The 26,371-nt window shown below is 66.9% G+C and carries 21 protein-coding genes; 8 read left to right on the top strand and 13 right to left on the bottom strand.

Features of this window, described 5'->3' with window-relative positions:
- Nucleotides 1–2: 2 nt before the first annotated feature.
- Genes ACTJKJ_RS00560 through tal form a run of 3 tightly spaced genes read right to left on the bottom strand, consistent with a single transcriptional unit; the run spans nucleotide 3 to nucleotide 3,233 of the window.
- Nucleotides 3–623 carry an HAD family hydrolase gene (locus ACTJKJ_RS00560; RefSeq protein ID WP_297384188.1) on the bottom strand — a complete coding sequence of 207 codons (621 nt, stop codon included), beginning with the start codon at nucleotides 621–623 and terminating at the stop codon, nucleotides 3–5.
- A 34-nt stretch (nucleotides 624–657) separates the two neighbouring features.
- Nucleotides 658–2,286: a glucose-6-phosphate isomerase gene (gene pgi / locus ACTJKJ_RS00555; protein WP_297384190.1), complete on the bottom strand. Its 1,629-nt coding sequence runs from the start codon at nucleotides 2,284–2,286 to the stop codon at nucleotides 658–660.
- Nucleotides 2,283–3,233 (bottom strand): transaldolase, encoded by a 951-nt coding sequence (tal, locus tag ACTJKJ_RS00550; RefSeq protein ID WP_297384191.1) that lies wholly within the window; start codon nucleotides 3,231–3,233, stop codon nucleotides 2,283–2,285. Before tal ends, pgi begins: the two co-directional genes overlap by 4 nt.
- A gap of 228 nt (nucleotides 3,234–3,461) precedes the next feature.
- Here tal and zwf point away from each other — a divergent pair, with 228 nt between their 5' ends.
- Both zwf and ACTJKJ_RS00540 read left to right on the top strand, forming a co-directional pair.
- The gene (gene zwf / locus ACTJKJ_RS00545) at nucleotides 3,462–4,907 is read left to right on the top strand and encodes a glucose-6-phosphate dehydrogenase (RefSeq protein ID WP_091727164.1); all 1,446 of its coding nucleotides are present in this window, start codon (nucleotides 3,462–3,464) and stop codon (nucleotides 4,905–4,907) included.
- A 10-nt stretch (nucleotides 4,908–4,917) separates the two neighbouring features.
- Nucleotides 4,918–5,778 (top strand): MurR/RpiR family transcriptional regulator, encoded by an 861-nt coding sequence (locus ACTJKJ_RS00540; RefSeq protein ID WP_067065809.1) that lies wholly within the window; start codon nucleotides 4,918–4,920, stop codon nucleotides 5,776–5,778.
- 88 nt (nucleotides 5,779–5,866) lie between these two features.
- Here ACTJKJ_RS00540 and ACTJKJ_RS00535 read toward each other — a convergent pair whose 3' ends face one another.
- From ACTJKJ_RS00535 to ACTJKJ_RS00510, 6 genes are all read right to left on the bottom strand, one after another.
- Complete coding sequence (locus tag ACTJKJ_RS00535) at nucleotides 5,867–6,181, bottom strand: STAS domain-containing protein (RefSeq protein ID WP_091727166.1); 315 nt, start codon at nucleotides 6,179–6,181, stop codon at nucleotides 5,867–5,869.
- Between the two features lie 4 nt (nucleotides 6,182–6,185).
- Nucleotides 6,186–6,830 (bottom strand): MlaC/ttg2D family ABC transporter substrate-binding protein, encoded by a 645-nt coding sequence (locus ACTJKJ_RS00530; protein WP_297384196.1) that lies wholly within the window; start codon nucleotides 6,828–6,830, stop codon nucleotides 6,186–6,188.
- 104 nt (nucleotides 6,831–6,934) lie between these two features.
- Nucleotides 6,935–7,996 (bottom strand): MlaA family lipoprotein, encoded by a 1,062-nt coding sequence (locus ACTJKJ_RS00525; RefSeq protein WP_297384198.1) that lies wholly within the window; start codon nucleotides 7,994–7,996, stop codon nucleotides 6,935–6,937.
- Nucleotides 7,993–8,481, bottom strand: coding sequence for an outer membrane lipid asymmetry maintenance protein MlaD (mlaD, locus tag ACTJKJ_RS00520; protein WP_091727179.1), 489 nt, complete (start codon nucleotides 8,479–8,481; stop codon nucleotides 7,993–7,995). Before mlaD ends, ACTJKJ_RS00525 begins: the two co-directional genes overlap by 4 nt.
- A gap of 61 nt (nucleotides 8,482–8,542) precedes the next feature.
- Nucleotides 8,543–9,322, bottom strand: a complete 780-nt coding sequence (gene mlaE / locus ACTJKJ_RS00515) for a lipid asymmetry maintenance ABC transporter permease subunit MlaE (RefSeq protein WP_183482516.1) — start codon at nucleotides 9,320–9,322, stop codon at nucleotides 8,543–8,545.
- A complete protein-coding gene (locus tag ACTJKJ_RS00510) occupies nucleotides 9,319–10,161 on the bottom strand; it encodes an ABC transporter ATP-binding protein (RefSeq protein WP_183482518.1) in 843 nt (280 codons plus the stop codon). Before ACTJKJ_RS00510 ends, mlaE begins: the two co-directional genes overlap by 4 nt.
- Nucleotides 10,162–10,540: 379 nt before the next feature.
- Between ACTJKJ_RS00510 and ACTJKJ_RS00505 the strand changes: the two genes are divergently transcribed.
- From ACTJKJ_RS00505 to ACTJKJ_RS00480, 6 genes are read left to right on the top strand one after another with little or no spacing between them, the layout of a single operon-like run.
- A complete protein-coding gene (locus ACTJKJ_RS00505) occupies nucleotides 10,541–10,996 on the top strand; it encodes a type IV pilin protein (protein WP_297384202.1) in 456 nt (151 codons plus the stop codon).
- A complete protein-coding gene (locus ACTJKJ_RS00500) occupies nucleotides 10,954–11,625 on the top strand; it encodes a GspH/FimT family pseudopilin (RefSeq protein WP_297384204.1) in 672 nt (223 codons plus the stop codon). Before ACTJKJ_RS00505 ends, ACTJKJ_RS00500 begins: the two co-directional genes overlap by 43 nt.
- Nucleotides 11,622–12,032 carry a type IV pilus modification PilV family protein gene (locus ACTJKJ_RS00495; protein WP_440819287.1) on the top strand — a complete coding sequence of 137 codons (411 nt, stop codon included), beginning with the start codon at nucleotides 11,622–11,624 and terminating at the stop codon, nucleotides 12,030–12,032. Before ACTJKJ_RS00500 ends, ACTJKJ_RS00495 begins: the two co-directional genes overlap by 4 nt.
- Nucleotides 12,033–12,034: 2 nt before the next feature.
- The gene (locus tag ACTJKJ_RS00490) at nucleotides 12,035–13,258 is read left to right on the top strand and encodes a PilW family protein (RefSeq protein ID WP_440819286.1); all 1,224 of its coding nucleotides are present in this window, start codon (nucleotides 12,035–12,037) and stop codon (nucleotides 13,256–13,258) included.
- A 50-nt stretch (nucleotides 13,259–13,308) separates the two neighbouring features.
- Nucleotides 13,309–13,923 carry a pilus assembly PilX family protein gene (locus ACTJKJ_RS00485; protein WP_440819285.1) on the top strand — a complete coding sequence of 205 codons (615 nt, stop codon included), beginning with the start codon at nucleotides 13,309–13,311 and terminating at the stop codon, nucleotides 13,921–13,923.
- Nucleotides 13,924–13,936: 13 nt separating this feature from the next.
- Complete coding sequence (locus tag ACTJKJ_RS00480) at nucleotides 13,937–17,800, top strand: pilus assembly protein (protein ID WP_440819284.1); 3,864 nt, start codon at nucleotides 13,937–13,939, stop codon at nucleotides 17,798–17,800.
- Nucleotides 17,801–17,935: 135 nt separating this feature from the next.
- Here the strand turns inward: ACTJKJ_RS00480 and ACTJKJ_RS00475 are convergent, their stop codons facing one another.
- The 4 genes from ACTJKJ_RS00475 to ACTJKJ_RS00460 form a co-directional block, all read right to left on the bottom strand.
- Nucleotides 17,936–19,411, bottom strand: coding sequence for a glutamate synthase subunit beta (locus tag ACTJKJ_RS00475; protein WP_091727211.1), 1,476 nt, complete (start codon nucleotides 19,409–19,411; stop codon nucleotides 17,936–17,938).
- 50 nt (nucleotides 19,412–19,461) lie between these two features.
- Nucleotides 19,462–24,282, bottom strand: coding sequence for a glutamate synthase-related protein (locus tag ACTJKJ_RS00470; RefSeq protein ID WP_297384215.1), 4,821 nt, complete (start codon nucleotides 24,280–24,282; stop codon nucleotides 19,462–19,464).
- Nucleotides 24,283–24,429: 147 nt separating this feature from the next.
- Entirely contained in the window at nucleotides 24,430–25,131 is a 702-nt protein-coding gene (locus tag ACTJKJ_RS00465) for a transposase (protein WP_297384217.1), read from the bottom strand.
- Between the two features lie 87 nt (nucleotides 25,132–25,218).
- Nucleotides 25,219–26,352: a deoxyguanosinetriphosphate triphosphohydrolase gene (locus tag ACTJKJ_RS00460; RefSeq protein WP_147239795.1), complete on the bottom strand. Its 1,134-nt coding sequence runs from the start codon at nucleotides 26,350–26,352 to the stop codon at nucleotides 25,219–25,221.
- Nucleotides 26,353–26,371: the final 19 nt, after the last annotated feature.

Raw genomic sequence — 26,371 nt, 5'->3', positions numbered from 1 at the left:
CCTCAGGCGGGAAGCAACTCCCGCCGCACGAGGTCCTGGCGAGCGAGCTCAGGCGTCGTGAACAGGTGGGTGTGCCACCCGAGTTCTTTCGCCGCGGCGATGTTGGCCGGATGGTCGTCGAGGAAGAGCACCTCGTCCGCCTTCGCGCCGAACTGCGCGAGCGCCAGGTCGAAGATGGCCTTCGACGGCTTGGACTCCTTCACCCGGCCCGAGAACACGCCCGACACGAACCAGTCCTTCAGCGGGAAGGTCTGCTCAAGATAGTCCGCGTACGGTTCCGGCATGTTGGACAGGAAGTGCAGCGTGTGCCCCTGCGCCTTCAGGTCGCGGATCAGCGCGGCCGTGCCCTCGATCAGCTTGAGTTCCGACGGCACGGCGTCCATCACCGCCACGATCTCTTCGCGCGGCCAGCCGGTGCGGGCATGGATGCGATCGGCGGTCGTCGGCGCGTCGATCAGCCCCTGGTCGAACGCGCCCCAGTCGCCGCTGTAGGCCTGGAAGAAGTGCTTGGCGATCTCGGCGCCCTCGATCTCGTCGGGAACGCGATGGGCCCAGACGCGGGCCAGGAAGCTCGGCGGATGCCAGTGGAACAGCACCGCGCCGAAGTCGAACACGATCTTCATCTGTGGGGATCTCTACTGCTGAGGGAGAAGGGGATCAGCCGCGCACCTTGGCAAGCAGCCCGGCGGTCGAGCCGTCCAGGCCCGTCGCGTCGCCGGAGCTCAGGCGCGGCAGCAGGCTGTTGCACAGCGCCTTGCCGAGTTCGACGCCCCACTGGTCGAAGCTGTTGATGTTCCAGATCGCGCCGCTGACGAACACGCGGTGCTCGTACAGCGCGATCAGCGCGCCCAGCGACGACGGCGTCAGCGCGTCCAGCAGCAGCGTCGTGCTCGGACGGTTGCCCGGGAAGCTGCGATGGCGGGCGAGCACGTCCGGATCCAGGTCCTTGGACGCCGTAGGCGCGGACTCGGCGCGGGCCGCCTCGGCGGTCTTGCCCTGCATCAGCGCCTGCGACTGCGCCAGACAGTTCGCGAGCAGCTTGACGTGCTGGTCCTTGAGCCGATCCAGCAGTTCACCCCGCACGTGGTCGCCGAAGTTGGGCGTCTTCACCGCGATGAACTCGACCGGGATCACGTCGGTGCCCTGGTGCAGCATCTGGAAGTAGGCGTGCTGGCCATTGGTGCCGGCCTCGCCCCAGACCACGGGGCTGGTGCCGAAGCTCAGCGGATCGCCGGCGCGGTCGACGCCCTTGCCGTTGCTTTCCATCTCCAGCTGCTGCAGATAGGCGGGCAACCGGCGCAGGCCCTGGTGATACGGCGCCACCGAGCGGCTGCTGAAGCCATGGAAATTGCGGTACCAGACGTCCAGCAGGCCCAGCAGCACGGGGAGATTCTTCTCCAGCGGCGCACTGCGGAAGTGCTGGTCCATCGCATGCGCGCCGGCCAGCAGCGCGCGGAAGTTGACCGAGCCCACCGCGATCGCGATCGGCAGGCCGATCACCGACCACAGCGAGTAGCGGCCGCCGACCCAGTCCCAGAAACCGAAAGTCGTGTCGATGCCGAACTCGGCCGCCGCCTTGGCATTGCTGGTGGTCGCCGCGAAGTGGCGAGCGATGTCGGTGCCGCCGCTGTCCAGGAACCAGGCCTTGGCGGCCATCGCGTTGGCCAGCGTCTCCTGCGTCGTGAAAGTCTTGGACGCGACGATGAACTGCGTCGTCTTCGGATCCAGGCCGCGCAGCACCGGGGCCAGGTCGTGCCCGTCCACGTTGGAGACGAAATGCAGCTTCAGCCCCGCCGGCACATACGACTGCAAGGCCTGCACCACCATCGCCGGACCGAGGTCCGAGCCGCCGATGCCGATGTGCACGACATCGGTGATGCCGCTGCTGGCCTGGTCACGCACCCGATCGGCGAAGGCGAGCATGCGATCGAGCGAGGCCTGCACCTCGTCCGAGAACGGCCCCTGGCCGGCGGGCGCGCGCAGCGCCGTGTGCAGCACCGCGCGGCCCTCGGTCGCGTTGATGGGGTCGCCGTTGAAGAGCGCCTCGCGCTGCGACTCCAGCTGCACGTCCCGGGCCAGCTGCAGCAGCAGTTCCAGCGTGCGGGCGTCGATGCGGTTCTTCGACAGGTCCGCGAACACCTCCGGCGCCTGCAGCGACCAGGCCGCGAAACGGCCGGGGTCGGCCGCGAAGGCCTGGCGCACGTCGAACGCGCGGCCGGATTGCTGGAAATGGCTTTGCAGGGCTGCCCAGGTCGGGCTGCGGTCGCAACGCGGGGACTCGGTCATCGCAGGCTTTCGATCATCTGGTCCAGCTTGCCGGCGTCGGCGGCAAACAGGCGGATGCCTTCGGCCAGCTTCTCGGTGGCCATGGCGTCCTGGTTGAGGGCGAAGCGGAACGCCGCTTCGTTGAAGGAGACCTTGGGCAAATCCAGCGCCTTGGCCGCGTCCGCGTCCAGCGCGTGCGTCAGCGGGGCCTCGCTGGCCTGCAGCTGGGCCAGCAGGTCGGGGCTGATCGTCAGCAGGTCGCAGCCGGCCAGCGCCTGGATCTGGCCGACGTTGCGGAAGCTCGCGCCCATGACCTCGGTCTTGATGCCCTGCTTCTTGAAGTAGTTGTAGATCGCCGTCACCGACTTCACGCCGGGATCGTTCGCGCCGGCGTTGGCGGCCTCGTCCCAGTTCGCGCCGGCGGACTTCTTGTACCAGTCGTAGATCCGGCCGACGAAGGGCGAGATCAGCTGGATGCCGTTCTCGCCGCAGGCCACCGCCTGGCAGAAGGAGAACAGCAGCGTCAGGTTGGTGCGGATGCCTTCGAGCTCGAGCTCGCGCGCGGCCTGGATGCCCTCCCAGGTCGAGGCGATCTTGATCAGCACGCGCTCGCGGCCGATGCCGGCGTCCTCGTACATCTGGATCAGGCGGCGCGCACGGGCCAGCGTCGCGACGGTGTCGAAGCTCAGGCGCGCGTCCACCTCGGTCGACACGCGGCCGGGCACGACCTTCAGGATCTCCAAACCGAAGGCCACCAGCACCTTGTCGACCATCAGGTCCAGCGCGTCGGTCTTGTTGGCGGCGACGGTGTCCTCGAGCAGGTGGGCGTAGTCGGGCGACTGCACCGCCTTGAGGATCAGCGACGGGTTGGTCGTCGCGTCACGCGGGGTGAACTGGGCCAGTTGCTTGAAGTTGCCGGTATCGGCGACGACGGTGGTGAAAGCCTTGAGTTGTTCGAGCTGGTTCATGTGCGTGGACGCCTGGGAGGGTCGGGAACGGGACGGAGCGCGTCGGGGTATGGGCTTTGCCCCTCGACGCAGACGGGGAAACCCCCTATTAGAACTGCTTGTGGTCCGCTGCCCGGAGGCTCCGCGCACGTTGACCGGCCCAAGAAACTGGGGCATCATAATTCCGGTAACTCCGTTACATCAAGACATCGCCAACAACTCTTACGCCCGGATGCGGGCGCCGCGCTCATGTCCTTCGATCTCGTCTTTTTTGGTGGCACCGGTGACCTGACCTGGCGCAAGCTGATGCCCGCGCTTTTCCAGGCGTTCCGGCACGGCAAGCTGCCCGAGGGCGGCCGCATCCTGGCCGTCGCGCGCGACGACCAGTCCGATGAGCGCTACCGCGAGTGGCTCAAGGAGCGCTTCCAGGAGGTCGAGGCCGGCAAGCGGCCCAACGACGAGGAGTTCGCCCGCTTCTCCGAGCTGGTGCATTACCGCCGCATGGACCTGTCGCAGCCGGACCATTACGCGCGCCTCAAGGAGTGGCTGGGCGAGCGCAATGCCGACACGGTCGTCTTCTACCTAGCGACGAGTCCCCACCTGTTCACGCAGATCTGCCAGCAACTCGGCGCCGCCGGCCTGAACGGCGACAAGGTGCGCGTCGTGCTGGAGAAGCCGCTGGGCCACGACCTGGCGAGCGCCCAGGAGATCAACCGCGTGGTGCGCTCGGTGTTCGCCGAGACGCAGGCCTTCCGCATCGACCACTACCTGGGCAAGCCCTCGGTGCAGAACCTGATGGCGCTGCGCTTCGGCAACGCGCTGTTCGAGCCGCTGTGGCGCCGCGAGAGCATCGCCAACATCCAGATCACGCTGGCCGAAGGCCTGGGCGTGGGCACCCGCGGGCCGTTCTACGACGGCACCGGCGCGCTGCGCGACATGATCCAGAACCACGCGCTGCAGCTGCTGACGATGATCGCGATGGAGGCGCCCTCCTCCAACGACGCCGACGCCATCCGCGACGAGAAGCTCAAGGTGCTGCGCGCGCTCAAGCCCTTCACCGCCGAGAGCGTCGCACGCGACGTGGTGCGCGGCCAGTACCGCGCCGGCAATGTCGATGGCAGGCAGGTGCCGGGCTACCTCGACGAGGGCAAGATCCCCGCCGACAGCCACACCGAGACCTTCGTCGCGCTCAAGACCGAGATCCAGAACTGGCGCTGGGCCGGCGTGCCCTTCTACCTGCGCACCGGCAAGCGCCTGGCGGCGCGCGACGCGCAGATCGTCATCAACTTCCGTCCGGTGCCGCATCCGATCTTCCCGGGCGGCAGCTGCCCCAACCGGCTGATCATCAAGCTGCAGCCCGAGGACGGCCTGGAGCTGCAGCTGATGGCCAACAAGGGCGGCTCCAGCAACGAGGCGCTGAGCCCGGTCTCGCTCGACCTGGACTTCGACAAGGCCTTCGCCCACACGCGCGTGGGCGCCTACGAGCGGCTGCTGCTGGACGCGATCGCCGGCCGCCTGAACCTGTTCGTGCGCAGCGACGAGCAGGAGCAGGCCTGGCGCTGGGTCGAGCCCATCCTCAACTTCTGGAAGCAGGACAGCACCGGCCCGCGCACCTACGTCGCCGGCAGCTGGGGCCCGCCGGCCTCCAGCGCGCTGGTGGCGCGCGACGGTCACTCGTGGATCGAGGAATGCTGACGCGATGAGCATGCTCGAACGCATCAAGGCCGCGCTGCCGGCACTGCCGCCGGCGGAGCAGCGGGTCGCCAAGCTGCTGCTGGCGGATCCGCGCTCGTTCGCGAACCTGCCGGTCAGCGAGCTCGCCGACCGCTCGCACGTGAGCAAGCCCACCGTCGTGCGCTTCTGCCGCAGCGTGGGCTACGACGGGCTGGCCGACTTCAAGCTGAAGCTGGCCGGCAGCGTCAACGAGGGCGTGCCCTTCGTGCACCGCGCCGTCGACGAGGACGACAAGCCCGGCGACCTGATCGTCAAGGTGGTGGACAACGCCGTTGCGGCGTTGCTCCATTACCGCAACGACGCGGCGAGCCATGCCTTCGAGCGCGCCATCACGGCGCTGTCGGAGGCGGCGCGCCAGCACCGCCGCATCGAGTTCTATGGCGTCGGCAACTCCGGCATCGTGGCGCAGGACGCGCAGCACAAGTTCTTCCGCCTGGGGGTGAACACCTTCGCGTGCAGCGACGGCCACGTCCAGCTGATGAGCGCGACCATGCTGGACAGCGGCGACTGCGCGGTGATCATCTCCAACTCGGGCCGCAGCCGCGACCTGATGGACGCCGCCGAGATCGCCCGCAAGAAGGGCGCGACGACCATCATCATCACCGCCAGCGGCTCGCCGCTGGCGCAGATGGGACAGCTGCCCGGCCAGGTCCTGCTGGCCGTCGACCACCCCGAGGACTACGACCGCTACAGCCCGATGGTGTCGCGGCTGCTGCACCTGATCGTGGTGGATGTGCTGACCACCGGCGTCGCGCTGCGCCTGGGCGAGAACCTGCGGCCGATGCTGCAGGAGATCAAGCGCAACCTGCGGACCAAGCGCTACGCGCAGTAGGCAGCGGGCGGTCGCCCGGCGCCAAAATCGAAAACCCAAAATGACGACGGGCCGCTCATCGCGGCCCGTCGTCATTGGTGCTGGCTCGTCATGCCATCTCGGCGGGCGCCGCGACGTCGGGCCAGAACAGATGCTCCAGCGCATAGACCCGGGCCAGTTCACGCAACTCGCGCGGCGCCTGCTGCAGCGTCAGCTGCCAGCCGTCCTGGCCGCACAAGCGCAGCGCGCTGAGCAGCAGGCTGAGCGCGGCGGAGTCGAAGTCGTTCAGGCCGCTCGCGTCCAGCGTGATGCCGCGACCGGCCGCATTGCCGACCTGCGCCAGCTCGGCGCGCAGTGCGCCCTCGAGCCGCGCCCATTCCTCGGGCGCGTTGTCCAGGCGCAGCCGCGACGGCAGCTTGAGCATCGCCTCAGCCCTTCTTCGCGGCGGAGGCTGCCGGCGCGGGACGGGCGTTGCGCTCGGCCAGCGACTTGATCAGGCCGTCGATGCCCTTGGCGTTGATCTCCTGCGCGAAGCTGTTGCGGTACTGGTCGGCCAGCCAGATGCCCAGCACGTTCACGTCATAGATCTTCCAGCCGCCGTCGGTCTTCTCGACGCGGTAGTCGAGTTGGATGGGATCGCCCTTGCCCCGGATCTCGGTGCGCACGACCACCTCGGTGTCCTCCGGCGCGGCGCGCATCGGCTTCATCGCGATGGTCTGGTCCTTCACCTGCGTCAGCGCGCCGGCATAGGTGCGCACCAGCAGGGTCTTGAACTCATCCTGCAGGCGCTGCTTCTGCTCGGGCGTGGCCTGGCGCCAGAAGCGGCCCACGGCCGAGGAGGTGATGCGCTGGAAGTCCACGTGCGGCATCACCTTGTTGTTGACCAGCTCCATGACCTTGCTGACATCGCCGGCCTGGATCGCCTTGTCGCTCTTGACGGCGTCCAGCGTCTCGATGGACAGCTGGCGGATCAGTTGATCCGGCGTCGAGTTGTCCGCGGCGAACGAGGCCAGCGGGCTCAGCGCGGCGATCGACACGATCGCGTTCAGCAGCAGTCGTTTGGTGGCATTCATGCTTGTCCTTTCTCTCTCTTCATGACACGGACCGGCCCACAACGTGGCAGGTCCGGTGCCGGTTCACCGGCCACCCCCGCGGGCGTTACCGGTTGTTGCCAGGATCAGCGGTCGCCCTGCGGGTTGACCGGCTTCTCGTCCGGGGTGATGACTTCGTAGTCGTCGTCATCGTCTTCCTGCTGTTCCTTGTGGGACTTGATGTTGCGACGCTGCAGGTAGGCGTCGCGGACGAAGGTGTACTTGTCCAGCGCGATGCCATCCAGCATGTCGGTCACCCGCAGCAGGTTGGCACGGGTGTTGATCACCTGCAGCGCGGTGATCGCGAACTTGTATTCGCCGTCATCGAAGAGATAGGCCGGCGAATAGTAGGCGTTGACCGGCAGCGCCACCGAGTCCCGCAGCGAGGACGGGCCCAGCAGCGGCCACACGATGTAGGGCCCGGTCTTGACGCCCCAGTAACCGAGCGTGCGACCGAGGTCCTCGGAGGTCTTCTCCAGACCCGCCGGCGTGGCGATGTCGATCAGGCCGGCGATGCCGAACACCGAGTTCACCGCGACACGCATCGTCTGCGACGCGCCGTTCTTGAAGCGCCCCTGCAGGAACAGGTTGACCGCCGACCAGGCGTCCGAGAAGTTGCCGAAGAAGTTGTCGACCGCCTGGCGCGCGGGTTGCGGCACGAGATCCGAGTAGGCCGTGGCGACCGGGCGCAGCACGTGCTCGTCCAGCTTCTCGTTGAAGTTGAAGACCTTGCGGTTCCAGCTTTCCCAGGGATCGAGGCGGTTGCGCACGCGCGGGCCCGGCGCCGGCGCATCCGCCGCGGCCGCAGCCGCACCGGCCTGCCCCGCCGCGGCCGGCTCGGCGGCCGAACCCGACGGGGCCGAGGCGGCCTGATCCTGGCCTTCCGCCAATGCTTCGTCCGCGGCGTTCGCCGCCGCCTTGTCCGCGGCATCGACGTCGGCGGCGGCTTGTCTCAGTTCGGCCGGCACGGGGACCGACAGGGCCAGCGGCGTCGCCAGCGCCACGTCCAGTGGCGGCGCGATCGCCGGGTCGGCCTGGAACTGGGCCATCGCGGGCGCCGCGGCGCCCAGGAGCGCCGCGCTCAACAGCGCGGCCGCGAGGTCGGTCCGTCGCGCTCCGAGCGCGGGACCGGTCGTGGTGGTGGTCATTGTTTCTCTCCCGAGGCCGGCGCCGCGGAGGCATCGGCCGCCTTGTTATAGAGGAACTGGCCGATCAGGTTCTCCAGCACCACCGCCGACTGCGTCTGCGTGATGATGTCGCCTGCGGCGAGGTTCTTTTCTTCCGCACCCGGCTCCAGTCCGATGTACTGCTCGCCCAGCAGGCCGGAGGTGAGGATCTTGGCCGAGCTGTCCTTGGGGAACGCGACGCCCTGGTTCATGTTCAGGATCACGCGGGCCTGGAAGCTCTTGTCGTCGAAGGCGATGCTGCCCACGCGGCCGACCACGACGCCGGCGCTCTTGACCGCCGCGCCCGGCTTGAGGCCGCCGATGTTGTCGAACTTGGCGGTGACGGTGTAGGTGTCCTGGAAGTTGAGCGTCAGCAGGTTGCCCGCCTTCAGGGCCAGGAACAGCAGGGCCGCGCCGCCCAGCAGCACGAAGAACCCGACCAGCGCGTCATAACGAGAGGATTGCATCAGGCAACTCCAGAAGAACTCTTAATTTCAGTTGTCGGTTCGATGATCCGCGCGCCGCGCGTCAGATCGAGAACATCATGGCGGTCAGGATGAAGTCCAGGCCCAGCACGGCCAGCGAGGACAACACCACGGTGCGCGTCGTCGCCTGCGACACGCCTTCGGGGGTGGGTTTGCAGGCATACCCCTGCAGCAGCGCGACGAAGCTGACGGTCACGCCGAACACGACACTCTTCACGAAGCCGTTGCCGACGTCCTTGAACACGTCGACGCCGCCTTGCATCTGCGACCAGAACGAGCCGGCATCGATGCCGATCAGCGGCACGGCCACCAGCCAGCCGCCGATGATGCCGACGGCCGAGAACACCGCCGCCAGCAAGGGCATCGCGATGAAGCCGGCCCAGAAGCGCGGCGCCAGCACGCGCTGCACCGGGTCGACCGCCATCATCTCCATGGCGCTGAGCTGCTCACCGGCCTTCATCAGGCCGATCTCGGCGGTCAGCGAGGTGCCGGCCCGGCCGGCGAACAGCAGGGCCGCCACCACCGGTCCCAGTTCGCGCACAAGGCTGAGGGCGACCAGCAGGCCGACGGCCTCGGCCGAGCCGTAACGCTGCAAGGTGTAGTAGCCCTGCAGCGCCAGCACGAAACCGACGAACAGCCCGGACACGCCGATGATGGACAGCGAGCGGTTGCCGAGGAAATAGATCTGCTCGCGCACCAGCGCGAAGCGGCGCAGGCAGGCGCCCAGGTGCAGCAGCAGGGCGCCGAGCAGCCGCGCCGACCAGCCCCAGTCGCCGAGCTTCAGGCGCAGGCCTCGCCCGATGGAGGTCGCGAGGCCGATCATGCGGAGATCTCCTGGGGCAGCCCGAAGTCCTCGCGCACCGGCTTGGCGGGCTGATGGAAGCGCACCGGGCCGTCGGACTCGGCGTTGACGAACTGGTGCACCAGCGGATCCTGGCTGTGGCGCAATTCCTCCGGCGTGCCCTGGGCGACGACGCCGCCGTTGGCGACCATCACCACGTGGTCGGCGATGCCGAAGGTTTCATGGATGTCGTGCGAGACGATGACGCTGGTCAGGCCCAGCGCGTCGTTCAGGTCGCGGATCAGGCGGGCGGTGACGCCCAGCGAGATCGGATCCAGGCCCGCGAAGGGCTCGTCGTAGAGCACCAGGTCGGGATCCAGCGCGATGGCACGCGCCAGCGCGACCCGGCGCGCCATGCCGCCGGAGACCTCGTTGGGCATCAGGTCGCGGGCGCCACGCAGGCCGACCGCGTTGAGCTTCATCAGGACCAGGTCGCGGATCATCGGCTCGGGCAGACGGGTGTGCTCGCGCAGCGGGAAGGCGACGTTCTCGAACACGCTGAGGTCGGTGAACAGGGCGCCGAACTGGAACAGCATGCCCATGCGCCGGCGCTGGGCGTAGAGCTGGGTCTGGTCCATCGGCGCCAGGTCCTGCCCGTCGAACAGCACCTGCCCGGACTGCGGGCGCAGTTGCCGGGTCAGCAGCCGCAGCAGCGTCGTCTTGCCGCCGCCGGAGGATCCGATCAGCGCCATCACCTTGCCGCGCGGCAGGGTGACGTTGACGTCCTTCAGGATGACCCGGTCGCCATAACCGACAGTCACGCCCTTCACCTCGATCAGCGGGCGGGCGTCAGGGGAGGAAGAGGGATCGGTGAATGCCATTTCTTGGAATAGATCCGGGACGATGCCGGGCGGCAGGCGTCCGGGAGCCGGGATCATAGGGTAAAGCCCGAATTGATGCCGGAGGACACCTGGGGCGGGGTGGCGATATGCGACAGCCCGATGAAGGGGGATTGACGCCGGGATCGAGGGCTTCGCGACTCGTAACCGCTGGTCACAATGGGCCCGCGTGCGTGGCTTGCCGATGGGCGGGGCCGGTGCACGGGACGCCCGGCGACGCTTGCCCAAGGCGTCGACGGGCGCCAAACCGTGACGGACGTCACAGTCGAAGGCCGCCGCGAGACGGGCGGAATCCGAGGCACGACGAGCGGCCTCGCCTTCCAGGGGCGGCTGCCGATAATTTCAGCAAACAGGAGCGCTTATGTTCGGGAACTTTTCGTCGCCGGCTCGCCGGTCCACGTCGCGTGGCTTCACGCTGATCGAGTTGATGATCGTGGTGGCGATCGTGGGCATCCTGGCGGCGATCGCGCTGCCGAGCTATCGCTCCTATTACATCCGGGGCGCGCTCACCGACGCCGCCACGGGTCTCACCATGATGCGGACCGACATGGAGGCCTATTTCCAGAACTTCCGGACCTACGAGGCGAGTGGCGGCGCAACCCCGCCCTGCTCCGGTGGCAAGAAAGTCGGCAAGTTCACCATCAGCTGCGCCGTGACTGCGAGTACGTACACGCTGACCGCTGCCAGCACGGACAACCTGCTGTCCGGCTTCGAGTTCACCGTCGACCAGGCGGATGCCCGGAAAACCACCAAGGCGCCCACCGGCTGGAATACGTGCACGACCCGCTGGGTCATGGTGAAGGGCGAATCATGCTGAGAGCCGGGTGCCGCGCGCCGCGCGGTTTCTCGCTGATCGAACTGATGATCGTCCTGGCGATCGTCGGTCTGACGACGGCGCTGGCTGCGCCGGCGTTGCGTTCCTGGGCGGCCAATGCGCAGATCCGCACTACCGGCAGCAACCTGACCACCAGTATCCGCCTGGCGCAGGCCGAGGCCATCAACTCCTACCAGCCGGTGGTGTTCTACCGCACCAACGACTCCACCTGTGCCGTCAACTCAAGCGCCTCGGCGACCGGGCGGTACTGGGTCGTCAAGGTGATACCCAACGCACTGATCACGCAGAACACGCCGGCTCCTCCGGTCCAGTGCGGCTCGATCACCGACTCGACGTCCAACATCGCCGTCACCGGTCCGACCGCCATCTGCTTCGGCCCGAACGGCCGGCCGATGCTGCTGACCAATCCGGTGAACGGCGCCAACTGCAACGTCAATCCCGACGGCATCTCGGTCTATTGGGTGGACACGAGCGCCGAGGTGACCAATCTGAAGAAGCTGTCCGTCTGGGTCACGCTGGGCGGAACGGTCCGGCTCTGCGACCGCGAACGACAGCTGTCGGCCACCGTCACCGATGGCTGTGAAATCGTGAACAAGGCGGCCACTCAATGAGCAAGTCGTTCTCCCTTCGTTCTGTCCGGGCCGGCGCACGCACCGGCGCTCGAGGCATGACCTTGATCGAACTGATGGTCGCGATGCTGATCATGACCATCGGCATGGTCGGCCTGGTGGGCATCATGGCGCGCGCCTCGCAGGCCAGTTCCGGCGCCGATGAGAACCAGCGTGCCGCCACGCTCGCCGCGGATCTGGCCAACGACATGTGGCTCTATAACAACCGCAATCCGCCCACCATCGCCGCATGGACCCAGCGCGTGGCGAACTCGGGCCTCGTCGGCGCCGTCGGCGCCGTGGCCGACGCGCCGACCGCGACGCTGACGAACACCAAGCGCATCACGATCCGGTGGAAAACCCCTTCCGGCGCGGACCGCGTCTATTACACCGATGTGCGGCTGAACTGACCATGACGATGCATCGCCGCCCCTCCTCGCCATTGCGCGCGCCTCGCGCCTCCCGAGGATTCACGCTCATCGAACTGCTGATCTCCATGACGATCGGCCTGGTCCTCATGGCCGCGCTCGGCGTCATGATGAACATGTTCGAGAAGTCGAAGCGCCAGAACTCGACCACCTCCGACCTTGCGCAGAGCAGTGGCTATCTGGCCTATGAACTGGACCGGCAGTTCCGCAGCATCGGCTCGGGTCTGTTCCAGAACGCCGGGCTGACCTTCGGGTGTCCGTTGAACGCCATTCGCAATGGGGCTCAGATCCTGCCGCGCCTGACGCCGTTCCCGGCCCCCTTTCAGGCGGTGCCCGCCGCAGTGAACGTCAGCCCGGTCATCGTGTATTCCGGCGCGGGCGCGGACGCCGGCTTCGGCAACGGACCGTCCGATGTCATCCAGTTCATGACCACCTCGGCCGGCCTGAGCGAGACCCCCCAGGAGGTGGTCGCCGGCTCCGTGCAGGTGAACACCTTCACGATGAACAACACGTTGGGCATCCGCAGCGGTGACCTCCTGATGCTCACGGAATCGTCCCGGCCGTGCCTCATCACGCAGGTCGGCCCCAATTTCGTCGGCTCGACTGTGACGGGTGTGCCGCTCAATGGCGAGTTCTACGCGCAGGGGGTGGGCGCGAACAGCCTCGTTGCCTATGGCGTGAGCGCGCCGCTGAGCGTCTCTAACCTCGGCAACGTCGCCGGCAACCAGCCGCGCTTCCAGTTGCTGGGCGTCAGTGCCAACCAGCAACTGGTGGCCTACGACATCCTGCAGCTGAACAACATGCCCAATGCCGACCTGCCGGTGCCGCTGGCGGACAACGTCGTGGACATGCGGGTGCGCTTCGGCGTGGACGCCGCCGGTGTCAGCGACGGCATCATCTCGACCTGGGTCAATCCGGCCGCCGCACCGTTCAATGCGGACGGGCTCAACACAGTCAACCCGGCTCAGGCGTCCAACATCGTCGCGGTCAGCATCTCGATGCTGGTGCGGGGCGACCGGATCGAGCGGGAAGGCGACCCCCTGGTGTCGCCCGGGACCTTCACGATGTTCTCGGCATTGCCGCCGGCAATGCAGATGGTGATCAAGCTCCCGGCCGCCGAGCAGCGCCGCAATTACCGCCTCATCGAGCTGACGATCCCATTGCGCAATGCCATCGTCACTGCGCCCGCGCGCACCCCGCCGCCGTGATGGGCCGCGGCCCCGCCTGTAGTCACGACGCCCCCTTCCCAGAGGCCCCCATGCGATCCTTCGCTCCGCCCCCCGCACCACTCGCGCGCCGCCAGCGTGGCGTGATCATGGTGATCGCGCTGATCACCCTAGCCGTGCTGCTCATCGGCGCCGCCGCGGCGATGAAGTCGATGAACGTCACGCTCGCCAGCGTGGGCTATTTCGGTTTCAAGCGCGAGATGACCAACCAGGGAGAGCGGGCGATTCGTCTGGCCGCCAACGCGTTGTCTCCCGCCGGCACCCTCGGCCCCGCCGCGGCGCGCATGGTCAGCAACCCGGCCCAGAACTACAGCGCCACGATGCTGGCCAGCGACTCGTCCGGCATCCCGCTGGCACTGCTGGACACCACGACCGCAGCGGCCCTCGGCGGTCTGGGCAGCTCCGCCAACGAAATCAAGCTGGACGGCGACAGCATCACCGTGCATTACCTGATCGATCGGCTGTGCGTGAACCCCGGCGCGTTTTCCGCAGCTCATTGTCAGGTGTTGGGTCGGGTGAACAACTTCGGATCGAGGCAGGGCAATCCGAGCCCGCCGCCGCAGCCCACCTACCGCATCACCGTGCGTGTCACTGGTCCTCACAACGCGTACTCGTTCTACCAGAGCACGTTCACCACCCTGGATTAAGCAGAGGCTCACGATGTCCCCCTCTCGTCTTCTCTTGCGCCTGAGCGGCGCGGCGGCCCTGCTGGCCGCGGTGTCGGCGGCCTGTGCGCAAACGGCCCTGGCCGACAAGCCGGTGTTCGCCTCCGTCGCCGTGCCAGGCAACCTGGCGCTGGCGCTGTCGGTGGAATATCCGACCGCAGTCAGCAACGCCCACACGGACGGCACGTACAACCCGACCTCCACCTACCTCGGCTACTTCGATCCGGACAAGTGCTACGACTATCGGCTCGCCGATACCAGCGGCGCGGCCAACGCGATCAAGGTAAATCATTTCGCGCCGACGGCCATGGCGGCCAACCACGTCTGCAGCAAGAAGTGGAGCGGCAACTTCCTGAACTACGCGTCGATGCAGACCATCGATCCGTTCCGCTGGGCGCTGACCGGCGGTTCGCGGGTGGTCGACACGAAGACGGCGACGGTCCTGGAGAAGGCCTACGCCAGTGGCCAGGGCAACACCGGCAACTTCCCTGACCGTGTCATGAACCGGCCGAGCTGGATTGCCGGCGCCACCCCGCTGGTGAGCAAGGGCGGCACGACCTGGAGCGGCCTGAAGCTGCGCATCCAGGGTCTGGGCGTGAGCATGCGCTTCACCAACAGCGGCGACAACAACGCCGGATCGCCCGAAGGATTCGACCCTACCCCAAAGAACGGGTGGTGGGACGACAGCAAGTCCTACAGCGTGGATATCCGCGCCCGGGTCTGCGACAAGACCTTGGGCATTGATTACCTGGAAAAGAACTGCAAGGCCTACGCCGGCGGCACCATCCATAAGCCCGAAGGCTTGATCCAGAACTATTCCAGCCAGATCCGCTTCAGCGCGTTCGGCTACCTCAACGACACAAGGCTGGCGCGCGACGGGGGCGTCCTGCGCTCCCGCCAGAAGTATGTCGGCCCGACCAAGCCCGTGCCAGGCGGGGATCCGGTGGACAACCCGCTGAGGGAGTGGGAGCCAGACACCGGCATCATGCGGAACAACCCCAATGTGGACCTGAACGCGAAGATCAACGACGTCGCGGACATGTTTGCCTATTACGGCGTCACCGTCGATTACAGCGGGGTAATGAATTACCTGAACAAATTCGGTGCATCGGGGTCGTACAAGACCTATGACCCGGTCAGCGAGCTGTACTACGCAGCCCTGCGCTACTTCCGCAATCTGGGCAACGTTGCCAGTTACTCCACCCCCGACGGCTCCAGTTCGGCGGCAACCCAGGCGGACGGCTTCCCTGTCATCTCCAACTGGGGCGACCCGATGGAGTACTCGTGCCAGAAGAACTTCATTCTGGGCATCGGCGACGTCAACACCCATGCGGACCGCAACTTGCCTGGCGCGACCGGCAACTCCGAGCCGACCAAACCCGTGGAAGTCACCAACGACAAGGCGTTCAACGCCGTCGAATGGACGAACCGCGTCGGCAAGCTCAGCGGTGTGAATGACGCCCTTGGCAACGTGCAAGGCTATGGCGGTTGCTGCAACAACAACGGCGCGCTGATCGCGGGCATGGCGTACTGGGCCAACTCGACGGACATCCGTCCCGACCTGGCAAGTGATCCGAATTCAGCCGGCATGCAGACCGTCCAGACCTATTGGCTGGACGTGCTGGAGTTCAGCACCTACAAGTCCAACAACCAGTACTACCTCGCAACGAAATACGGTGGCGCCACCCTGCCTTCCGATTTCGATCCGCTCACACGCACGACTGACCTGAACCAGAGTTGGTGGCACGCCGGCGACAGCACCGACGTCGTCGGCAACCAGCTTCGCCCCGACACGTACTTCACGTCCGCGAAGGCGGACCAGATGGTCAATGGCCTGTCGTCCGCGTTCGCCAGCATCGCCTCTCGGATGAAGGCGTACTCCACCGCCTTCAGCACGGCCTCCCAGCAGATCACGTCCGTGGGCGTGGCCAGCTATGCCACGCAGTACGACGCCAAGGACTGGACCGGAGAGGTCATTGCCAGCACGCTGAGCGCCGCGGACGGAACCTCCGCGACACGCCAGGTCGAGGCCTGGCGGTTCACGCAGAAGCTCAAGGCGCAACTCACCGGCACTGGCTGGAAGGACAAGCGCTTCATGGTGACCTACGACCCCGCGGCCAAGGCGGTTGTGCCGTTCCTGGAAGGCAGCCTCAGTGCCGACCAGAAGAATGCGTTGGCAACCCCCTACGCCGACAAGGTCACCGTTTCCGACTACGTCAACTACCTTCGCGGCGATCGCACCAACGAGGTGGCCTCCAAGTTCCGGGTTCGTTCGGAGTTGGTCGGCGATGTCGTCAACGCCAAGGTGACGGTGGTGCCGCCGCCGTCGTTGACCCTGTCGGAAGGCGCCAACCCCGGCTACAGCGGCTACAAGACCACGGCAAAGAATCGTCCCAACTACCTGGTGGTCGGGACGAACGCGGGCGTGGTCCACGTGATTGACGGCTCACTCACCGGCGACACCGCCGGTCGCGAGATCTTCGCGTATGTGCCCGGCGCGCTGTACAAGGGACCGAGCAGCCCCTCCACCCCCACCGTCGACGGTTTGGCCTCGCTCGGGAACCCGAACTTCAACCATCGCTTCTTCGTCGATGCGCGTCCGGCCACTGCGGATGTGGACTTCGGCTTCACTGGTGGCACGCGGAGCGACGCGGACTGGCGCACCATCGTCGTGGGCGGCTTGGGCAAGGGTGGCCGAAGCGTCTATGCGCTGGACTTGACCGACCTCTCCGGCGTCAACTCCGAGGGTGCCGCCGCGAGCAAGGTACTGTGGGAGTTCACCGCACCCGACATGGGTTTCCTGTACGGCGAGCCGGTCATCACCAAGACCGCCACGCACGGCTGGGTCGTCCTGGTTCCGACCGGCCACAACAATGGCACGGGCAAGGCGCGCATCTACATGCTGAACCCGAAGACCGGCGCGATCATTGCGACGATCAGCGCCAACGACGAACTGTCGGATGACGCCAAGCCCGCCGATCCTGCCGGTCTGAACCAGTTGACGCCGTTCTACCCTGACCTGGCGACCGCAGTGGTCGAGTCGGTCTACGGCGGCGACCTGCGTGGCAACGTCTGGCGCGCGGACCTGCGCTCGGGCAGCTCCGGCTACCCGAACCTGGTGAAGGTTGCGCGTGCGGTGGGTCCCAACAACACGCCGCAACCGATCACGACGGCGGTGGTGCCCATTGGCGACACCACCACCTATCGGCGCTTCCTGGCGTTCGGCACCGGAAAGATGCTGTACGCCAACGACATCAACAGCACGCAACTGCAGCGCCTGTATGGCATCGTGGACGGTACCGTTGCGAAGTTCAGCAACTCGGGCGATGCGCCGACCAATACGGTCTTCCCGATCACCTCGGCCAATCTGGTCCAGCTGACCGACCTGACGCAGAAGGCGAACATCGACTACAAGGTCAAGTCGGGCTGGTACTTCGACCTCTCAAGCGGCTACCGCGTGCTGAACGACCCGACGTACTTCATGAGCGTCGTGGCGTTCTCAGCGACCTTGCCGTCGTCGGCCAACGCCTGCAACCCGGGCGGCACGAGCCGGGTGTATCTGATCGATCTCTCGACGGGCCAAACACAGTTCGCCAACAACGCGGCCTACCTGGACCCCGGCTTCGCTGTGACGGACATGCTGTTCTACAAGACGGACAAGAGCATCGACCTGGTGTTGAGCGGCTCCACCGCATCGACGCCCAACAAGACTTGCAAGGAGGGTGACCCCACCTGCAACGTCTGCCCGGAAGGCGATCCGCTGTGCCGTGCCAAGCCCAATCAAGGCGGGTCGGTCGGCACCAAGATCCTGAACTGGCGCGAGATCCCCTTGCGCAACAGCACGAACGGCGCGCTCTGATCGCCCGCTCCGCAACCGAAGCCCGGCTACCTGCCGGGCTTTTTTTCGTCTTGCCAGCCGCTCGCTACGGCTCCGTGGGCATGAAAAAACCCGCTGTCTCACGACAGCGGGTTTTCGCTTTATGGATCCGACTGATCAACGCGGCAACGCGCTGTCCCCCATCAGGAACTCATCGACCGAGCGTGCCGCCTGGCGCCCTTCGCGGATGGCCCAGACCACCAGCGACTGGCCGCGGCGCATGTCGCCGGCCACGAACACCTTCGCTGCGTTCGTCTTGTAGCCGCCGTTGAAATCGGTGGTCGCCTTGGCGTTGCCGCGCGCATCCTTGGTGACGCCGAAGGCGTCGATGATCGACGCGACCGGGCTGACGAAACCCATCGCCAGCAGCACCAGGTCCGCCTTCAGGACCTGCTCGCTGCCCGGAACCTCGACCATCTTGCCGTTGGACCACTCCACGCGCACCGTCTTCACGCCGGTGACCTTGCCCTTCTCGCCGAGGAATTCCTTGGTCGCGATCGCGAATTCGCGCTCGCAGCCTTCCTCGTGGCTGGACGAGGTGCGCAGCTTGATCGGCCAGTAGGGCCAGGTCAGCGGCCGATCCTCGACCTCCGGCGGCTGCGGCATCAGCTCGAACTGGGTGACGCTCTTGGCGCCGTGGCGGTTGCTGGTGCCGACGCAGTCGCTGCCGGTGTCGCCACCGCCGATCACGATGACGTGCTTGCCGTCGGCGCGCAGCTGGTTCTTCAGCTTGTCGCCGGCGTTGACCTTGTTCTGCTGCGGCAGGAACTCCATCGCGAAATGCACGCCGGCCAGGTCGCGGCCCGGCACCGGCAAGTCGCGCGATTGCTCGGCGCCACCGGCGAGCAGCACGGCATCGAACTTCTCGGTCAGTTCATCGGCCGTGACCACATCCTTGGCCCAGTTGGTGACCTTGGATCCCTCGGGCAGGTGGGCGACCATCACGCCGGTGCGGAACACCACACCCTCCGCTTCCATCTGCTGGACGCGACGGTCGATGTGGCTCTTCTCCATCTTGAAGTCGGGGATGCCGTAGCGCAGCAGGCCGCCGACACGATCGTTCTTCTCGAACACGGTGACGCTGTGACCCGCGCGCGCCAGCTGCTGCGCCGCGGCCAGGCCGGCCGGGCCGGAACCCACGACCGCCACCGTCTTGCCGGTCTTGACCTTCGCAGGTCTGGGCGGCACCCAGCCCTCGGCCCAGGCGCGGTCGATGATCGCGTGCTCGATCGACTTGATGCCCACCGCGTCGTCATTGACGTTGAGCGTGCAGGCGGCCTCGCAGGGGGCGGGGCAGATGCGGCCGGTGAACTCGGGGAAGTTGTTGGTCGAGTGCAGCACCGCGATGGCGCTCTTCCAGTCGGCATCGCCTCCCCGGTACACCAGGTCGTTGAAGTCCGGAATGATGTTGTTGACCGGGCAGCCGCTGTTGCAGAACGGCGTCCCGCAGTCCATGCATCTGGCGCCCTGCTGCTTCGCCTGCTCGACGTTCAGGCCGATGACGAATTCCTTGTAGTTCTTGAGACGCGCCTCGACGGGCTCATAGCCCTCTTCCAGACGTTCGTACTCCATGAAGCCGGTGACTTTTCCCATGGCGGCTCGCTCCTGAATTCCTGAATCTCTTGCGACTTCGATGCGACGGATCAGACCTTGGCCTTGGCGGCGGGCGCCTTGGCGTGGGCGATCGTCGCGGCAGCTTCCTTGGCGGCACCCAGCTCGCCCAGCGCGCGGCGGTACTCCGTCGGGAACACCTTCACGAACTTGGCGCGCGACTCGGCCCAGTGGTCCAGGATGTCGCGGGCGCGCTGGCTGCCGGTCCAGCGGTGGTGATCCTCGATCAGCTTCTTGAGGATCGCCTCATCGGTGCGGGCCTCACCATCGCCGAGCTTGTGCCAGATCGCCTTGTCCATCGTGGCTTCCTGCTCGTGCGCGGGCAGCAGCTTGTCCAGCGAGACCATCGCCGTGTTGCAGCGCTTGGCGAACTGGCCATCCTCGTCGTAGACGTACGCGATGCCACCGCTCATGCCGGCGGCGAAGTTGCGACCGGTCTTGCCGAGAACGGCGACGGTGCCGCCGGTCATGTACTCGCAGCCGTGGTCGCCCGTGCCTTCGACGACCGCGGTCGCGCCGGACAGCCGCACCGCGAAGCGCTCGCCCGCGACGCCGCGGAAGAAGGCCTCGCCCTTGGTCGCGCCGTACAGCACGGTGTTGCCGACGATGATGTTCTTCGTCGCGTCACCCCGGAAGTCGATCGACGGGCGCACCACCACGCGGCCGCCGGACAGGCCCTTGCCGGTGTAGTCGTTGGCGTCGCCGATCAGGTAGAAGGTGATGCCGGGCGCCAGGAAGGCGCCGAAGCTCTGGCCGCCCGTGCCTTCCATCTGGATGAAGATGGTCTGGTCCTCGAGTCCTTCCGGACGACGGCGGATCAGTTCGCCCGACAGCATCGCGCCCACCGTACGGCGAACGTTGGTCACTTCCTGCATGAAGCGCACCTTCTCGCCTTTCTCGAAGGCGGGCAGGCACTTCTCGATCAGCTTGACGTCCAGCGCGCGGTCCAGGCCGTGGTCCTGGTGATCGTTGTGCAGGCGGGCCACGTCGGCCGGCAGTTCCGGGCGATGGAAGACGCGGGTGAAGTCCAGGCCCTTGGCCTTCCAGTGGCTGATGCCCTTCTTCGTGTCGAGCAGGTCGGCGCGGCCGATCAGCTCATCGAACTTGCGGATGCCCAGCTGCGCCATGATCTGGCGCGCTTCCTCGGCCACGAAGAAGAAGTAGTTGACGACGTGCTCGGGCTTGCCGCTGAACTTCTTGCGCAGCACCGGATCCTGCGTCGCGACACCGACCGGGCACGTGTTCAGGTGGCACTTGCGCATCATGATGCAGCCCTCGACCACCAGCGGCGCGGTCGCGAAGCCGAACTCGTCGGCGCCCAGCAGCGCGCCGATGACGACGTCGCGGCCGGTCTTCATCTGGCCGTCGGCCTGCACGCGGACGCGGCCGCGCAGGCGGTTCAGCACCAGCGTCTGCTGCGCTTCGGCCAGGCCCAGTTCCCACGGCGTGCCGGCATGCTTGATCGACGACCACGGCGACGCGCCGGTGCCGCCGTCATGGCCGGCGATCACGATGTGGTCGGCCTTGGCCTTGGCCACGCCCGCCGCGATCGTGCCCACGCCGACTTCCGAGACCAGCTTGACCGAGACGTCGGCGCGCTGGTTGACGTTCTTCAGGTCGTGGATCAGCTGCGCCAGGTCCTCGATCGAATAGATGTCGTGGTGCGGCGGCGGCGAGATCAGACCCACGCCCGGCACCGAATGGCGCAGGAAGCCGATGTAGTCGGTGACCTTGCCGCCAGGCAGTTGCCCGCCCTCGCCGGGCTTGGCGCCCTGGGCCATCTTGATCTGGATCTGGTCGGCGCTGACCAGGTACTCGGTCGTGACGCCGAAGCGGCCCGACGCGACCTGCTTGATGCGCGAGCGCATCGAGTCGCCGTCCTGCAGTTCGTAATCGACCTCGACGACCTTGCTGCCGACGACGTCCGACATCTTCGTGCCGGCCGTGATCTTGATGCCCTTGAGCTCGTTGCGATACCGCGCCGGGTCTTCGCCGCCCTCGCCGGTGTTGCTCTTGCCGCCGATGCGGTTCATCGCGACGGCCAGCGTCGCGTGCGCCTCGGTCGAGATCGAGCCCAGCGACATCGCGCCGGTGGCGAAGCGCTTGACGATCTCGGCGGCCGGCTCGACCTCCTCGAGCGGGATCGCCTGGGTCGGGTCGAACTTGAACTCGAACAGGCCGCGCAGCGTCATGTGGCGGCGGCTCTGGTCGTTGATCAGCTGGGCATATTCCTTGTACGTGTCGAACTTGCCCGAGCGCGTGCTGTGCTGCAGCTTGGCGATCGCGTCGGGGGTCCACATGTGCTCCTCGCCGCGGGTGCGCCACGCGTATTCGCCGCCGGCGTCCAGCATGTGCTCCAGCACCGGGTCGTCGCCGAACGCGGCGCGATGCAGCCGCAGCGCTTCCTCGGCGACCTCGAACACGCCGATGCCGCCGACCTGCGTCGGCGTACCGCGGAAGTACTTCGCGACGAAGTCGGACTTCAGGCCGATGGCCTCGAAGATCTGCGCGCCGCAATAGGACATGTAGGTCGAGATGCCCATCTTGGACATGATCTTCGACAGCCCCTTGCCCACCGCCTTGATGTAGTTGTAGATCGCCTTGTCGGCCGACAGCGCCGCCGGCAGCTCCGCGCTCATCGCCTGCAGCGTCTCCAGCGCGAGGTAGGGATGGACCGCTTCGGCACCGAAGCCCGCGAGCACCGCGAAATGGTGGACCTCGCGTGCCGTGCCGGTCTCGACGACCAGGCCGCAGGTGGTGCGCAGGCCCTCGCGGACCAGGTGGTGGTGCACCGCCGACAGCGCCAGCAGCGCCGGGATGGCGACCCGGTTCGCGCTCAGGTGCCGGTCCGTGATGATGAGGATGTTGTGGCCGCCCTTGATGGCGTCCACGGTTTCAGCGCACAGCGAGGCCAGCTGCGCCTCCACGCCCTCACGGCCCCAGTCCAGCGGGTAGGTGATGTCGAGCTCGTAAGGCTTGAACTTGCCGTTGGTGTGATGCTCGATCGCGCGCAGGCGGGCCATCGATGCGAAGTCCAGCACCGGCTGCGTCACCTCCAGGCGCATCGGCGGGTTCACCGCGTTGATGTCCAGCAGGTTGGGCTTGGGACCGATGAAGCTGTTCAGCGACATCACGATCGCCTCGCGGATCGGGTCGATCGGCGGGTTGGTGACCTGCGCGAACAGCTGCTTGAAGTAGTTGTAGAGCGGCTTGTTCTTATCGGACAGCACGGCCAGCGGGCTGTCGTTGCCCATCGAACCGATGCCTTCCTCGCCGTTCGCGGCCATCGGCGCGAGCAGGAACTTCACATCTTCCTGGGTGAAGCCGAAGGCCTGCTGGCGGTCCAGCAGCGAAGCGGGGAACACCGGCGCGGCCGCTTCCGGCGCGGGGATCTCGTCGAGCTTGACCCGCACGTTCTCGATCCACTGGCGGTAGGGACGCGCGTTCGCGTACTGCGTCTTCAGTTCCTCGTCGTCGATGATGCGACCCTGCTCCAGGTCGATCAGGAACATCTTGCCGGGCTGCAGGCGCCACTTCTGGACCACCCGCGATTCCGGAATGGGGAGCACGCCGGATTCGGAGGCCAGCACGACGAGGTCGTCATCGGTGACCCAGTAGCGGGCCGGGCGCAGGCCGTTGCGGTCCAGCGCGGCGCAGACCTGGCGCCCGTCGGTGAAGACCATGGCGGCGGGGCCGTCCCACGGCTCCATCATCGCGGCGTGGTACTCGTAGAACGCGCGGCGGCGTTCGTCCATCCACTCGTGCTGCTCCCAGGCCTCGGGAATCATCATCATCGCGGCGTGCGCGAGCGGGTAGCCCGACATCGTCAGCAGCTCGATGGCGTTGTCGAAGGTGGCTGTGTCGGACTGGTGCTCGAAGCTGATCGGGTACAGCTTCTTCAGGTCGTCGCCCAGCACCGGCGACTTCATGACGCCTTCGCGGGCGCGCATCCAGTTGAAGTTGCCCTTGACGGTGTTGATCTCGCCGTTGTGGGCCACCATCCGGTACGGGTGGGCCAGCGGCCACTCGGGGAAGGTGTTGGTCGAGAAGCGCTGGTGCACCAGCGCGATCGCGGAAACCACGCGCGGGTCGGCCAGGTCGCGGTAGTACTTGCCCACCTGGTCGGCCAGCAGCAGACCCTTGTAGATGACGGTGCGGCAGCTCATCGACGGCACGTAGTACTCGCGGCTGTGCGTCAGATGGAGCGCCTGGATCGCGCTGGAGGCCGTCTTGCGGATCACGTACAGCTTCCGCTCGAGCGCGTCGGGGACGATGATGTCCGGGCCGCGGCCGATGAAGATCTGGCGAATGATCGGTTCCTTCTCGCGCACGGTCGGCGACATCGGCATGTCGCGGTCCACCGGCACGTCCCGCCAGCCCAGCAGCACCTGGCCCTCGGCCTTGATCGCACGGGCGAGTTCCTGCTCGCAAGCGAGGCGCGAGGCGTGCTCCTTGGGCAGGAAGATCATGCCGACGCCGTATTCGCCCGGCGGGGGCAGCGTGACGCCCTGCCGGGCCATCTCGGCGCGATAGAACTCGTCGGGGATCTGGATCAGGATGCCGGCGCCGTCACCCATCAGCTTGTCCGCGCCGACCGCACCGCGATGGTCCAGGTTCTCCAGGATCTTCAGGCCCTGCTGGACGATGTGGTGGGCCTTCTGGCCCTTGATGTGGGCCACGAAGCCCAGGCCGCAGGCGTCCTTCTCGTTGGCGCCGTTGTACAGGCCATGGGCGGCCAGCTCGCGGATCTCGGTCGCGGACGGGCCGGCCGTCGGCAGCGTGGCGGAAACCGCGTCGGCGGTCGTGGCGGGGGACGACGATTGCGCTGCGCGCGGATCTTGAGCTGCCGACATCGGTGGCCTCCTGAACTCTCGAAAACGAAACCCGCGCAGGTTAAGGCGCGTGCCGGCATGGCACAAGCATAACTAAATGGGGTCAGTCTCGAATTGCAGGATGCGTTGCGGGCGCGAGCCTATTAAATGGGGACAGATAGGAAATGATCATGTTGCCTCCCCCGGCTTCACCTTGCGAGGCCGACCGCGGGGGCGCGGACTCATCGGGCGCTCGCTCAATTCGCCCAGCAGTTGCAGGAAGCGTGCCGATCCGAGCGGCCACCCTTTCAGCGCGGAGTCGATCAGCTTCTGGCGCTCGGTTTCGGTTTCGCCCTCCTCCAACCACCGACGCCAAGCCAGTTCGCGCTCGAATGGGGTATTGCCCAGGGCCCAGAAGCCGGGCGGGTCGCTGATCAGAGGGTCGCGCCGGTGACCGAGATGGTGCGCGGCGGAGGACCACGGGTAGTCGCCGGGATCGCCCAGCCCCGCGCGTCCCGGGTTCAGTTCAATGCTGCGCATGACTGCGAGCAGGTGAGTGTCCGCCTCCAGCGGCGCCGCACGGAAACGGCCTTCCCACAAGGTGCCCACACGGCCGTGGCGGAGGTTGAAGGCGCTCACGTAACGTCGCCCGAGCGCCTGCATCATGCGGCTCAGGCCGTCCGCCGTGGAAGGCGTGGCCAACAGGTGCAGGTGATTCGGCATCACGACGTAGGCGTGGATCGCCACCTTGTGCGTCGCGGCGCTGTCCTGCAGCGCCGCCAGCAAGGCCTTGCGATCTTCGTCGTCGACGACGATCGGCTGCAGGTTGTGACCGCGATGGATCAGGTGATGCAGATGGCCGGCGAGCGCCAGCCGAGGGAGTCTTGCCATGGTGGGGACGGAAGTCTGTCCCCAATTATGGCGCCGGCTGTCGATCGAGCATTCGCAGCCGCCGGAGGCGGCATTCGCCGACGTGGATCAGGCCGCGATGAGACGCTTGCCGGTGAGCCGCTCATGCTCCCTGAGCGCGAACCGGTCGGTCATGCCGGCGATGTAGTCGGCGCAGGCGCGGGCGTGGTCCTCGCCATCCGCGAAATCCGCCGGCAGCCGGCCAGGATCGGTGAGGTAGATCTGGAACAGCTCTCGCAGCACCTGCTCGGCGCGGTCGCGCTGCGCCTGGACCGCCGGATGGCGATAGAGGTTCTTGAAGAGGAAGCGCTTGAGCTCGGTGCTGGCCTGCCGCATGTCGGGGCTGAAGCGCACCAGCGGGCCCTTGGTGCGGGCGTCCTCGGCGTCGGCCGGCGCGGCGGCCTCGATGGCGCTGCGCGTGGCGTCGATGACGTCGTAGACCTGCTGGGACAGCATTCGGCGGATGGTCTCCGCGAGCAGTCGCTTGCCGGTCAGGTCCGGATAAGCCGACAGCGTCTCCCGCAGATAGCGATGCGTCAGCGCCACCTCTTCGAGCTGCTCCAGGGTCACCAGCCCCGAGCGCACGCCGTCGTCGACATCGTGCGCGTTGTAGGCGACTTCGTCGGCCAGGTTGCAGAGTTGCGCCTCCAGGCTCGGCTGGCCGCCATGGAGGAAGCGCGCGGCGACGCCGCCGGGTTCACGCTGCTCGATCCGTTCCGCGTCGCGACGGCTGCAATGCTTGAGGATGCCCTCGCGGCTCTCGAAGCTGAGGTTCAGCCCGTCGAAGGCGGGATACCGCTGCTCCAGCTTGTCGACCACGCGCAGCGACTGCAGGTTGTGCTCGAAGCCGCCATGCGCCTTCATGCAGTCGTTCAGCACGTCCTGGCCCGCGTGACCGAAAGGCGTGTGGCCCAGGTCGTGCGCCAGGGCGACGGTCTCGATGAGGTCCTCGTCCAGGCCCAGGCTGCGCCCGATCGAACGCCCCAGCTGCGCCACCTCCAGCGAATGGGTCAGCCGGGTGCGGAACAGGTCGCCTTCATGGTTGAGGAAGACCTGCGTCTTGTAGACCAGCCGACGGAAGGCGGTGCTGTGGACGATGCGGTCGCGATCGCGCTGGAATTCGCTGCGGGTCGGCGCCGGCGCCTCGGGATGACGGCGACCGCGGCTGCGCGCGGGATCGGAGGCATAGGGCGCGCGCAGCATCGTCATCGTGGGTTGAGCT

It is taken from the genome of Roseateles sp. 22389 (assembly GCF_052044995.1).
GTDB lineage: Bacteria > Pseudomonadota > Gammaproteobacteria > Burkholderiales > Burkholderiaceae_C > Roseateles.
The sequence above is the reverse complement of the archived record's forward strand: the minus strand, read 5'-3'. Positions and strand labels throughout refer to the sequence as shown.

Coding starts and splice junctions, on each gene's coding strand:
- ACTJKJ_RS00560 (WP_297384188.1), bottom strand. CDS start 623: ATGAAGATCGTGTTCGACTTCGGCGCGGTGCTGTTCCACTGGCATCCG.
- pgi (WP_297384190.1), bottom strand. CDS start 2,286: ATGACCGAGTCCCCGCGTTGCGACCGCAGCCCGACCTGGGCAGCCCTG.
- tal (WP_297384191.1), bottom strand. CDS start 3,233: ATGAACCAGCTCGAACAACTCAAGGCTTTCACCACCGTCGTCGCCGAT.
- zwf (WP_091727164.1), top strand. CDS start 3,462: ATGTCCTTCGATCTCGTCTTTTTTGGTGGCACCGGTGACCTGACCTGG.
- ACTJKJ_RS00540 (WP_067065809.1), top strand. CDS start 4,918: ATGCTCGAACGCATCAAGGCCGCGCTGCCGGCACTGCCGCCGGCGGAG.
- ACTJKJ_RS00535 (WP_091727166.1), bottom strand. CDS start 6,181: ATGCTCAAGCTGCCGTCGCGGCTGCGCCTGGACAACGCGCCCGAGGAA.
- ACTJKJ_RS00530 (WP_297384196.1), bottom strand. CDS start 6,830: ATGAATGCCACCAAACGACTGCTGCTGAACGCGATCGTGTCGATCGCC.
- ACTJKJ_RS00525 (WP_297384198.1), bottom strand. CDS start 7,996: ATGACCACCACCACGACCGGTCCCGCGCTCGGAGCGCGACGGACCGAC.
- mlaD (WP_091727179.1), bottom strand. CDS start 8,481: ATGCAATCCTCTCGTTATGACGCGCTGGTCGGGTTCTTCGTGCTGCTG.
- mlaE (WP_183482516.1), bottom strand. CDS start 9,322: ATGATCGGCCTCGCGACCTCCATCGGGCGAGGCCTGCGCCTGAAGCTC.
- ACTJKJ_RS00510 (WP_183482518.1), bottom strand. CDS start 10,161: ATGGCATTCACCGATCCCTCTTCCTCCCCTGACGCCCGCCCGCTGATC.
- ACTJKJ_RS00505 (WP_297384202.1), top strand. CDS start 10,541: ATGTTCGGGAACTTTTCGTCGCCGGCTCGCCGGTCCACGTCGCGTGGC.
- ACTJKJ_RS00495 (WP_440819287.1), top strand. CDS start 11,622: ATGAGCAAGTCGTTCTCCCTTCGTTCTGTCCGGGCCGGCGCACGCACC.
- ACTJKJ_RS00490 (WP_440819286.1), top strand. CDS start 12,035: ATGACGATGCATCGCCGCCCCTCCTCGCCATTGCGCGCGCCTCGCGCC.
- ACTJKJ_RS00485 (WP_440819285.1), top strand. CDS start 13,309: ATGCGATCCTTCGCTCCGCCCCCCGCACCACTCGCGCGCCGCCAGCGT.
- ACTJKJ_RS00480 (WP_440819284.1), top strand. CDS start 13,937: ATGTCCCCCTCTCGTCTTCTCTTGCGCCTGAGCGGCGCGGCGGCCCTG.
- ACTJKJ_RS00475 (WP_091727211.1), bottom strand. CDS start 19,411: ATGGGAAAAGTCACCGGCTTCATGGAGTACGAACGTCTGGAAGAGGGC.
- ACTJKJ_RS00470 (WP_297384215.1), bottom strand. CDS start 24,282: ATGTCGGCAGCTCAAGATCCGCGCGCAGCGCAATCGTCGTCCCCCGCC.
- ACTJKJ_RS00465 (WP_297384217.1), bottom strand. CDS start 25,131: ATGGCAAGACTCCCTCGGCTGGCGCTCGCCGGCCATCTGCATCACCTG.
- ACTJKJ_RS00460 (WP_147239795.1), bottom strand. CDS start 26,352: ATGCTGCGCGCGCCCTATGCCTCCGATCCCGCGCGCAGCCGCGGTCGC.